The organism is Halothiobacillus sp., from assembly GCF_027346185.1.
Taxonomy (GTDB): Bacteria; Pseudomonadota; Gammaproteobacteria; order Halothiobacillales; family Halothiobacillaceae; genus Halothiobacillus.
Window position 1 is genome coordinate 1 of sequence record NZ_DAIESY010000147.1, and the last position, 11287, is coordinate 11287.

At 55.6% G+C, this 11287-nt stretch carries 11 protein-coding genes; 6 read left to right on the forward strand and 5 right to left on the reverse strand.

The window, feature by feature from the left end:
• Nucleotides 1-1025: 1025 nt before the first annotated feature.
• From M7R55_RS10465 to M7R55_RS10480, 4 genes are all read right to left on the reverse strand, one after another.
• Entirely contained in the window at nt 1026-2300 is a 1275-nt protein-coding gene (locus tag M7R55_RS10465; RefSeq protein ID WP_298220354.1) for an outer membrane protein transport protein, read from the reverse strand.
• A 188-nt stretch (nt 2301-2488) separates the two neighbouring features.
• Nucleotides 2489-4840, reverse strand: coding sequence for a Fe(2+) transporter permease subunit FeoB (gene feoB, locus M7R55_RS10470; RefSeq protein ID WP_298220355.1), 2352 nt, complete (start codon nt 4838-4840; stop codon nt 2489-2491).
• Between the two features lie 110 nt (nt 4841-4950).
• On the reverse strand, nt 4951-5226 hold the full coding sequence (locus M7R55_RS10475) for a FeoA family protein (protein WP_298220356.1): 276 nt from the start codon (nt 5224-5226) through the stop codon (nt 4951-4953).
• Complete coding sequence (locus tag M7R55_RS10480) at nt 5201-5566, reverse strand: FeoA family protein (protein WP_298220357.1); 366 nt, start codon at nt 5564-5566, stop codon at nt 5201-5203. Before M7R55_RS10480 ends, M7R55_RS10475 begins: the two co-directional genes overlap by 26 nt.
• Before the next feature lie 714 nt (nt 5567-6280).
• Between M7R55_RS10480 and M7R55_RS10485 the strand changes: the two genes are divergently transcribed.
• From M7R55_RS10485 to M7R55_RS10510, 6 genes are read left to right on the forward strand one after another with little or no spacing between them, the layout of a single operon-like run.
• Nucleotides 6281-7126 (forward strand): electron transfer flavoprotein subunit beta/FixA family protein, encoded by an 846-nt coding sequence (locus tag M7R55_RS10485; RefSeq protein ID WP_298220358.1) that lies wholly within the window; start codon nt 6281-6283, stop codon nt 7124-7126.
• 20 nt (nt 7127-7146) lie between these two features.
• Nucleotides 7147-8241, forward strand: a complete 1095-nt coding sequence (locus M7R55_RS10490; RefSeq protein WP_298220359.1) for an electron transfer flavoprotein subunit alpha/FixB family protein — start codon at nt 7147-7149, stop codon at nt 8239-8241.
• Between the two features lie 18 nt (nt 8242-8259).
• A complete protein-coding gene (locus tag M7R55_RS10495) occupies nt 8260-9558 on the forward strand; it encodes an FAD-dependent monooxygenase (protein ID WP_298220360.1) in 1299 nt (432 codons plus the stop codon).
• Nucleotides 9555-9842: a ferredoxin family protein gene (locus M7R55_RS10500; RefSeq protein ID WP_298220361.1), complete on the forward strand. Its 288-nt coding sequence runs from the start codon at nt 9555-9557 to the stop codon at nt 9840-9842. The genes M7R55_RS10495 and M7R55_RS10500 overlap by 4 nt, the downstream gene beginning before the upstream one ends.
• Before the next feature lie 15 nt (nt 9843-9857).
• Nucleotides 9858-10193 carry a (2Fe-2S) ferredoxin domain-containing protein gene (locus M7R55_RS10505; RefSeq protein ID WP_298220362.1) on the forward strand — a complete coding sequence of 112 codons (336 nt, stop codon included), beginning with the start codon at nt 9858-9860 and terminating at the stop codon, nt 10191-10193.
• Nucleotides 10186-10671, forward strand: a complete 486-nt coding sequence (locus tag M7R55_RS10510; RefSeq protein ID WP_298220363.1) for a hypothetical protein — start codon at nt 10186-10188, stop codon at nt 10669-10671. Before M7R55_RS10505 ends, M7R55_RS10510 begins: the two co-directional genes overlap by 8 nt.
• Before the next feature lie 55 nt (nt 10672-10726).
• Here the strand turns inward: M7R55_RS10510 and M7R55_RS10515 are convergent.
• Nucleotides 10727-11287 (reverse strand): SIR2 family protein (locus tag M7R55_RS10515; RefSeq protein WP_298220364.1); only part of this gene is annotated, 561 nt, incomplete at its 5' end.

The window sequence follows — 11287 nt, forward strand, 5'->3', positions numbered from 1 at the left end:
CTGTTTATGGGCTTGAAGAACGTGGCCAGAAAATGGACTCGTCCCATTAGGGACTGGAAAGCGGCACTCAATCAGTTCGTCATTCTGTACGGTGACCGGGTGCCTGACTGAACTCAGTTACACAGATTATTTGACACCCTCGTGTTCGCTTCAGCTCGTTTGACCCATACTTCTTGCTCGATCAGCGTCGATGAAGGATAACTGATCTTCGGATCTATCGATTCAATGGTCGCCCAAAGCAAGGGATATTCACCCCGATGCTCTTGAATCAGACGAACTGCTCGTTCCCGAACTTACTGAGAAAATGGGGTTGTTGTTTTTGTTTTCATGGCTACATTCTTTCAAGAGTTGAAGCTTACTCAAGTCTCTGGGCGATTCAGATTCGCTATGAGCATAGCAGTAGTCATGATCTGCACCGGTCGGGCACAAAGCGGAAATATCTCTCTACACCAACGTCTGCTTGTGTCTCCTTCGCAATTACCTATAAGAACGAGACCCCTCCTCAGCTTCTCGGCCCAATACGCTGCTCGACCGTCTGGTTACACCTACGTCGAATCTTCTTTATTACCATCCTTTAAAATAGGCTGGACAAGATCATTACTCTAGTCAGCAAAGAATATGAGAAGGCAATGAATGAATATGATCTAACCGAGCGCGAAATCACTGATGGTCTCATCAGAGAGCTCTAGCGGTTCTGGAATGAATCATTAGCTTTGGTTGGCCCAGACAAAGAATAAGAGTGTGTGCTGAATCTGTATGAGAGAAAGGTCATCGCATCAATGTTGACGACCATGGAGAAAACGCCGCTTCCATTGTATGACTGACTATCTATGACTGACTATCTATGACTGACTATCTATGACTGACTATCACTGGGCGGTTCCTTGACGCCCCCTGTCTGATTTAAGTACCCCATTCTGGGGAGGCCGACAAATTTCCCGACACTGGGACCCATCGCCAGCTATGTTTGGAACATCGTCCGCTCTTCAGTTTGAAGATTTTCAAATGCAAAATTATCCCCATCGCTAAAAGCGGAATTGATAATCAAGGTGAGCAGTTACTTGCCGATGAGTAACCGTGCCCGCTATCCCCGGACCAAACATATTCGGGTTGGTTTGAACAACCTCCGGCGCATAGGCCACAGAAGCATCGATTTGATGGGAAGGTGTTATTTTCCAACCCAAGCCCAACGTGTACTGTGACTTGATGATGGCCGGAGCCAACGGATTCAACGTATTGTCCGGCACGGGGTTTCTGGCTTGGTTAACTCCCACTCGCAAACTCAGATCCGGCGTGAGTTGATATTCACCACCCAGCATATAAACCGTTTGATCTTGCCAGTTTTGCGGCGCGCCATGGATTCCAAATGCGGGTTGGCCGTTCACTTCCAGTTGAAAGCTGTTCAGCGTTTGGGACCAGCGTATTCGCTTGATGTCCGCTACAAGTTTTAAACGAGGTGATGCCTGGAACGCTGCACCCACACCGTAGGTTTCCGGCCATTGAGCATTGACCACGCGATAATCCGCCGGGTTGTTCGGGGTATTCAGATATCCCTCGGCTTTCATGTCATTCAAATGCGTCTGGCTGTGGTAGCTGGCACCTACCGACCAAAGAGGGGTGACTTGGTAGTGCGCCCCTAGGGAAAACGCAAAACCTGAACCCGTTGCCTGACCGGTATAGGCACTATGGTCACTGAAACTGTAGTACTCACCCGTCATGGGGTTGATCATCTTCAGATCCAGACTCGCCCAGGCATATTCAAGCTGGGCCGCCAGCGTCAATGAATCGGTGACATTGACGGCCAAAGGCAACATCACCCGACCAAATCCGATTTCCGACCGCTGCTCCAGATTCATACCGCCGGAAAGTTCATTTCCCCACTCAGACCCCATCCCGCCTTGAGGATAAATACCCATCCCGTAGGTATACCGCCCTGTTTTCTGAACAACGGAGAAATTCGGCATCAAATAACGTGTACCGCTGGAATCAACAACCGCATTGCCAGTCGAGGTTGGAACCGTCTCACTGATACGAGGCATTAACACTGTCATCCCCAGACCGATGGTTGTCCCTTCTGGACGCAACCCCAAAGTAGCGGGGTTGTTCATCATGCCTGCGTTACCGTTATCGATAGCAAAAGACGCGCCCCCCATCCCTGCCGCAATAGCACCATAACCATCCAAATCCATGCCATTTGTAGCATGGGCGGCAGGAACAGGACATAGAAACAATGAGATGGCAACACCCAGCAGGTGGCGTGGCAACTTAAGGAATCTCAAATTAAAAGAATTAAATAACATGAACGGTGCCTCTCTAATTATGAGTGCGATCCGCTGAGTCGGCCGGCTTGAGAATCGGGCTCAGTAGAAATGTTCGGGCCAGAAGGTACTTCCAGCGAGGGTACTTGATGCCGGAAACATCCGCCACACCTCGGGCGGATACCGTTCATGATGGATGATATTGTCGCTTGAGATCGTGCGGTAGAATCTCAGGAAGCCATCGGCTGTCTTGCCACTGCGTCGGAACCATGACGGTTGAGCAGGCCGATCACAAGCAGCAGAACCGTTGCCAGAATAATAAGCCAGGTCACGGTACCCATGGGGTGGGCTGCGTAAGTGGCCGTCTGGTAGAACGCCACGGCCAGCCCGTAGGCGAGACCAATGCCCCATGCCACCGAAAATGCACTCCAGGCCCGACTGCGGGTTTCCCGGTAGATGGCCGCCATGGTGCTGACACAGGGAATATAGAGCAACACGAAGATCAGATAGGCAATTGCCGCAGGCACGCTGAACAGTGAAGCCATACGCGATAGCGTGGTTGTGTCGAGGCTTTGCTGCTCTGCAATCTGCTGAAGATTACTGGTTTGTGCCTGCTCTACCGCACTAAAGCCCAAGGGATCGAAGAACCCATGGGCGAAGGTTTCGGCATTGGCGGGAATCGTGGCGACCGCAGCCGCCAGACTGTGCCAAATATTGAACGAAGGCATTGCGTCCTCAGACTTGCTCTCGCGGGCAGCAGCCAGATCGGCGGCATCCATGCGGCTATACACGCCGTTCATCGTGCCCATGACGACCTCCTTGGCCACCACGCCTGAGAACAGGCCGACAGCGGCTGGCCAATTCTCGTCGGTGATCCCCATGGGATGGAATAGCGGGGTGACGACCTTACCCACCTTACCTAGAATCGAATCCTCAATATCACCGGCCGCAACTGGTCGCCCGGTCGGGCTGAAACTGGACATCAGGGTCACCACCATCGAGGCGACGATAATCACCTTTCCCACCCTCAGGATGAAGACAGACAGGCGTTCCCACGTCGCCAGCATGAGCCCCTTCAGCGTGGGGATGTGATAAGTCGGCAGCTCCATGACGAAATGGGTCGCCTCACCGCGCAGCACGGTTCGCTTCAGCAGTAGCGCTGTCAGGATCGCCAATACGATACCCAACAGGTACAGGCCGAAGACGACCTCACCACCGTGCTCGCGGAAAAATACGGCCACAAAAGCCATATAGATCACAAGGCGGGCGCTGCACGACATGAACGGCTGCATCAAGGCCGAGATCAGCCGTTCACGTGGATCTTCCAGCGTGCGCGTCGCCATCACGGCAGGCACATTACAACCAAAGCCGACGATCATCGGCACGAAGGCTTTGCCCGGCAGGCCGATCTTGCGCATGAAACGATCCATGACGAAGGCGGCCCGCGCCATATAGCCTGAATCTTCCAGAATCGACAGAAACAGGAAGGTCATGCCGATCGGGGCGATAAAAGCAGCCACCAGCTGGATTGCGCCACCCACCGACGTCGAAAGCAAAGCGATCAACCAGTCGGGTGCGCTTAGGGCCTGAAGCAGGCTGCCCACGCCATCGACAAAGATTGCCTGAGCGGTCTGCTCAAAGAAATCCGAAAAGATACCACCGCCATTGAAACTCATCACGAACAGCAGATACATCACGAAAAGGAAGATGGGGATACCAAGAAACCGGTTCAGTACCACCGCGTCGATACGATCGGTGAGAGAGCGTCGAAGCTGACCGCGTCGTTTCACACTGGCGTGCATGACGCTGTAGATGAAGGTGTACCGCGCATCGGCGATAAAGACATCGGCTTCCTCATCCAGGTGAATACGGATCTTTTCCTGCTCCTGCGCAACAGCCTCCAGCAAGGATTCATCTGCGAAGGAGCAGGCTTGACCGTCCTGTTCCAGCAACTTGACCCCGAACCAACGCGCGTCGATCCGATGATGCTGTGCCACGGGTTCCAGCATGGGCATCAGGTTGCGCAGCGCTGTTTCCAGCAAGGGCGGATATTCAATCTTGATGCCTGGTTCATCGGCATGCCGGGCGCGTTCGAGCAGTCGGCGCTTGAGTTCATCCAATCCTTGTTTACGGGTTGCGGTGACCGGCACTACCGGGCAACCCATACGGCGCTCCATCTCGACAAAATCAACGAAAATACCCGCTTCTTCGGCCAGATCAAGCATATTGACGGCCAGAATCAGTGGCACCCGCATTTCCATCAACTGAGCGGTAAGGTACAAATTCCGTTCGAGGTTGCTGGCGTCAACGATGTTGACGATGACGTCCGCTTCACGAGACAGGGCAAATTCGCGAGCCACGATCTCATCGAGGGATGCGCCCGATGAGGCGTCGAGCGAATAGGTGCCTGGCAGGTCCACGAGTTCGATCGTGTTGCCGTCGATTTCAAACGCACCCGTTTTCCGCTCGACCGTTACGCCCGGCCAGTTGCCGACCTTTTGTTTCAATCCCGTCAAGGCATTGAATAGTGTCGTTTTGCCACAGTTAGGGTTGCCGATCATACCGACTGTAAACGTTGCCATAACTCAGGTTCCTAACGACGAGTACGTTGTGATGGATGGGAGCGATTGATACGCCGTGCACAATACGCTCCCGGCACTAGTCGATGGTTCGACCACCAGATTTGGCATACTCAAACGAGACGATCGATCCGCAACATCATCGCCTCGTCCTTACGCAGGGTCAGTGCCGAATGACGCACTTCAATCTGGATCGGATCGCCCAGTGGCGCGAGGCGCGTTACGGTAAAAGGCGTTCCCGGCGTAAGACCCATTGCCATCAAACGACGGCGATAGTGGGCATCGCCTGGCGCAAATCCGCGCACGATACCGCGTTCATTGGGTTTCAGCATGGTCAGGTGAATATCGTCCATCATGAGCGCCTCAATGCAGGCCAAGCGGTTCGACATGCACCCGGTGCGCCATCGACGCACCGAGAGCTAATCGGGTCGTGCCGATCCGAACGATGACTGAGCCGCCCTCGTGTTGGAGCACCTCAAGTGCGGTGCCCACGCGGATGCCCATCGCCTCCAGACGTTTTTCTAGAGACGGCGCGGCACTTTTCAGCGCCGTCACGCAAACACGGGCACCCGGGGCAGCCAACCCGATGGCGAAGCCGGATGTACGCCTTTCTGCCGTCTCGATTACGCTGGAAGGTCGCGACGTCGCTGGCCGCTCATTGGTACGAGATGGTGCAGTAGCGCTCGTTTCTTCCATTGATCGGGACGATAAGCCAAACCAGAATGCCATGATGATCACCTCGCGTATGAAGTCTTCCGCTGGGAAGGTTCGCTCTCCGGATTCAACGAAACAGATGGAACCTGCTTTCCCGAAGTGAAACCTAGCCCGCCCAAAACCACATCAGCAGGATGTATGCCAGATCGTACGCGGGCACAGTCAGGGCGCAGTATCAGCACGCCACTACGCGCCTGGACAGGGCATTCAGGCACAAATTAAAGATCCAGCCCAGGCCTAGCCGTGCCTTATTGCCAGGGCTGGATTTCATTCGTAATTCCTGAGCACCACCATTTTTGCTGTTGGTTTTCACACACAAAATAGCGGTCTTGTTCATCATTTTGTAAGAAAGGCGACGTGCGATGGCTACCCAAAACCTGCGACGTCCTATCGCGTCATGGTCACCGCGATATGCCCGGTTTACGACGCACCGATCTTGAAATGACCATCGACAAAAGCTGCCATCCTTTGCCCTCTTTCCAAGGTCGGGGGAATTGATTGGAGAGAAATCCAAATCCGCACCGGTGAAGCCCCGAAATTTTTGGTTCGACTATGAACATAACACCCCACTTTGTCGGAAAGGCGACATGACAATCGACCTCATAAGCCAATGAAGCGCCAATATTAATCATTAATTTACAACAAGTTGTGCAAATAGAATCACTTGGCCCGAAGTTTGCAGTATGACCAAGAAAGCGAAGCAATCCCCGACAGGGCCAAGGAGACACCATGCATATTGTCGTTTGCATCAAGCAGGTTCCAGATAGTGCGCAGATCCGGGTTCATCCCGTTACCAACACCATCATGCGTCAAGGGGTGCCTGCGATCATCAATCCTTTCGACCTGTATGCCATCGAAGAAGCCTTGCACCTGAAGGACAAGATGGGTGGACGCGTGACCGTCCTGACCATGGGCCCACCGCAGGCAGAGGATGCGTTACGCAAGGCGATTGCCTACGGTGTCGACGATGTCGTGCTGCTCACAGACCGAGCCTTTGCCGGGGCCGATACGCTGGCCACGTCGTTCGCACTGGCCCAGGCGATCCGCAAGATCGGCGAAGCAACGCCTGTGGATCTCGTCTTCACCGGCAAGCAGACGATCGACGGCGACACCGCGCAGGTTGGACCCGGCATCGCTAAGCGTCTCGGCTTACAGCTCCTCACCTATGTGTCCACCGTCGATGAGATTGATCTCGAACAGCAGACCATCACGGTCCAGCGCCGCTCAGAAGGGGGTGTTCAGGTCATCAAGACCCGGTTGCCCGCGCTGATCACCATGCTGGAAGGCACCAACAAAATCCGGTTCGCCAGCATGGACGATATGTTCCGTTCGGCCCGTTTCGCTGTGCCTCAGTGGAACAAGGATCGAGCCGGTATCGAGGATGTCAGCAAGATCGGCCTGAAAGGTTCACCCACCGTCGTCAGCAAGGTATTCGCACCGAAGCCAAAAGCCGTGAAAGCACAGATGATCGGTGCCGATGGCGACACCCCGCAAGCCAAGGCAGCCGCCCTGCTCGATGTGCTGACGAGTCAGCATCCCCGGCTTGCGAATGAACTCGGCCTGATAGCCGGTTAACTGAACGAAGGAGTCCGATAATGAGCGAGAACACACCAACGCCAGCAGCGCCCAAAGGCAAAAAGCGACTGGAACTGGATCCCCGACTGGCCGCGTACAAAGGCATCTGGGTATTCGTCGAAATGGAGCGTGGTCAGGTTCACCCGGTTTCCTGGGAATTGATGGGTGAAGGCCGCAAACTGGCAGACGTCCTCGGCGTCGAACTCGGTGCCATCGTGCTGGGTGGCGATCTGAAACAAACCACAACGGCGGCAGAGACGGCTTTCACCTACGGCGCCGACGTCGCCTATATGGTAGCTGACGCCATTCTTACAGATTACCGGAACGAACCCTACACCAAGGCGATGACGGATCTGGTCAACAAATACCAGCCGGAAATTCTGCTGCTGGGCGCGACGACCCTGGGACGTGATCTTGCGGGCAGTGTTGCCACCACCCTGCTGACCGGCCTCACCGCCGACTGCACCGAACTCGCCATCGACCCGGACAACCGCGGCCTGCTGGCCACCCGCCCCACGTTCGGTGGCAGCCTGCTCTGCACGATCCAGACCCTTAATTACCGCCCCCAGATGGCGACGGTTCGCCCGCGTGTGATGTCCATGCCGGAAGCACAACCGGGTCGTACCGGCCGTCTGGTGACCGATACGCTGGGCATGAACGAGGCAGACATCATCGCCAAGGTGCTGTCGTTCATTCCCGATCAGGATCAGGAAAAAGCCCAACTGGCCTACGCCAATTTAATCGTGGCCGGTGGCCGGGGCATGGGCAAGGCCGAGAACTTTCAGTTGATCTGGGATCTGGCCGAAGTGCTCGGTGCCGAAGTCGGCGGCTCGCGTCCCGTGACGCATGCCGGCTGGCTGACGGCAGATCGGCAGATCGGCCAGTCCGGCAAGACTGTTCGCCCGAACCTTTATATCGCGGCAGGTATTTCCGGCGCCATTCAGCACCGGGTTGGTATGGAGGGGGCTGATGTGATCATCGCCATTAACAACGACCCCAACGCCCCCATCTTCGACTTTGCGACCTACGGCATCGTCGGCGATGCCCTAAAAATCCTCCCCGCCCTGACCGAAGCATTCCGCAGCCGACTGGCTGTGGATCGTCGGGCCGGCTAACACTCAGGAGTCTTTGACATGGCCGAAAAATTTGACGCGATCATCGTGGGTGCTGGACCGGCAGGCAATGCCGCGGCCTACACACTTGCCAAGGCAGGACTGAATATCCTGCAACTGGAGCGCGGGGAAACCCCCGGCACCAAGAACGTCCAGGGCGCGATCCTCTATGCAGATGCCCTCGAACGCATCATTCCGGACTTCCGCGATGATGCCCCGCTCGAACGACACATCATCGAACAGCGCATGTGGATACTGGACGACCGCTCCTTTATCGGCAGCAACTACCGTTCGGACGAGTTCAATAGCGAACGCCCCAACCGTTACACCATCTTGCGCGCGCCGTTCGATAAGTGGTTCTCTGGCAAGGTAAAGGAAGCCGGCGGGCTGGTGATCTGCGAGACCACCGTGACGGAACTGATCCGGGACGGTGAGAAGGTCATCGGGGTGCGGACCGACCGCGAAGGCGGCGACATCTACGCCGATGTGGTGATCCTGGCCGATGGCGTGAATTCCCTGCTGGCCACCAAGGCCGGTTTCCACAAGGAAATCGAACCGAAGAACGTGGCCCTGGCGGTCAAGGAAATCCACTTCCTACCGGAAGAGGTCGTGGAAAGCCGCTTCAATATCAAAGGCGAAGAAGGGGTCGTGATCGAGATTTTCGGCTCGGTGACCCACGGCATGGTCGGCACGGCTTTCCTCTACACCAACCGCGAATCTATCACGCTGGGCATCGGCTGCATGGTTTCCGATTTCAAGAAAGGCAATGTCGCACCCTATACCCTGCTGGAAGAGCTCAAGAATCATCCCGCCATCGCGCCCCTAATCGAAGGCGGCGAGATGAAGGAATACGCCGCACATTTGATTCCAGAAGGCGGCTACAAGGCCGTTCCGCAGATGTATGGCGATGGCTGGATGTTGGTCGGGGACAGTGCCGGGCTCGTCAATGCGGTCCACCGCGAAGGTTCCAACCTGGCCATGACCAGCGGGCGACTGGCAGCGGAAACCGTGATCGCCCTGAAGCAGGCGAACAAGCCCTGCACGGCGGCGAACCTGATCCGTTACAAGGATGCCATGGATGAAAGTTTCGTGATGAAGGATCTGCACAAATACCGTGAGCTGCCGGGCATTCTGCACAATAACCCGCATTTTTTCTCGGTATATCCCGAACTGCTTAACCGCGCGGCCCACACCATGCTCACCGTGGACGGCGAAGACAAGCACAGTAAAGAAAAGATGATACGCAAGAGTTTTGTACAACGGCGAACCCTATGGGGACTCATGGGTGACGCCTTCCGCATGTGGAGAGCAACGAGATGATCAAGATCGAAGAAAAACTGTTTCAGAATCGCTATCGGGTCGACGAAGGCCGCCCGCATATCGAGATTACCAATCCATCGGTCTGCGCTGACTCCTGCGCGGTTCAGGCCTGTACCTTCGCCTGCCCGGCTGCGTGCTACAGCGCAACCGAATCTGGCGGTGTCGAAGTCAATACAGATGGCTGTCTGGAATGTGGTACCTGCCGCATCATCTGCTCAGAACACCACAATGTGGACTGGGCCTATCCACGCGGTGGACACGGTATCCTCTTCAAATTCGGCTAAAAGAGGAACGGTATCGTGAGCAAACCAGAACGGCATGTGTTTGTCTGCGTACAGTCCCGCCCCGAGGGACACCCACGGGGTTCCTGCGGTGAGAAGGCTTCACTGGCCCTCTTTCAGGGCTTTCAACAGGCATTCGAGGCCCAAAAACTGTGGGGCAGATTCCTGCTGACCAACTGTGGTTGTATCGGCCCCTGCCATGCCGGACCCAGCGTATTGGTCTACCCGGAAGGCATCATGTACACCGGCGTCAGGGTCAGCGATATTGCGGTGATCGTCGAAGAGCATCTCCTCGGTGGCAAGCCCGTGAAACGTCTGTTTGCAGAACCCGAGGTATGGCCCAACGATGTTTGACTTTCAGCACGAAGATAAACTGCATGCCGCAACACGCAGCATTACACAGGCCAGACGAGTCCAGAGTGCGGAACCCACGATCGATGGCGTTGATTTGGAGCATGTGGAGCAGATGTTGAGGGATAGCCTTGCAGTCAATCCTGATCAGCTCTCGGCCTATTTTGCCCTCTACAAACTGCTATTTCGGCAATCCCGTCTGGACGAAGCTGCCAATGTTGCCGAGCTGGCACTGGCTGTCAGCGCCAGGCTGGGCCGTTTCCCAGCGCCCTGGCAGAAGCTGACGCCAGGTGCTGCCGACTGGAGCGACACCCAAAGCCCGGCACACTTTTATCTATTTACACTGAAGGCACTCAGCTTCATCCGTCTGCGGCAAGGGAAAGTCGACATCTGTCGCGACATGTTGACGCAGATCGAACGACTCGATCCTGATGATTCGGTTGGCGCATCGGTGATTCGCGCCTACGCCAACGGCTGTTAACAAGCCGATTCGTTTGACCTCGAACGGCTTCGTTACCGTGAACGGATGCCTCTGATCAAGCCATTGACTCCGCCGCCAGCCCCATCAACGCACCAGTAAGCACATCGGCCAGTGGTATATCCAGTCGCTGGATGCCCTGTTCCTCCAGAAATCGCTCCTCATTGCGACTCAGTGGGCCATCGATCACCGCCCAATGATGATCGGACGAGCGCTTCATGATCTGCCGGGCGAAGGTCCGCTGCAGTTGGTCATTGAAACGGCAGCCGATGAATAGGAATTCCTTGCCTCGACGCAGATTCTGAATGACTTCGGGAATCGGAGTCTGAATATCGATTTCGGTCAGCACTTCCACGAAGTCGGAATCGGACACCAGGAAATTCGTATCAGGCTCGACCGAACCCCAAGGCTCATACAGGATGGTCTTCCACTGGTCGACTTCCTGCGGTTCCGCCGAACTGCCATCCGGCCGGTAAAAACCGAACCACTGACCGTAATGCTCGGACTGGCTCAATCCCTGGATGCGACCCCAATCATTTGGTTCGGCCGCCTGACCACTCAGCGCCCTGGCCATCGTGTTGTCGTACCAGAGGTTCACGATCAGCGGCAGGTGCAGATC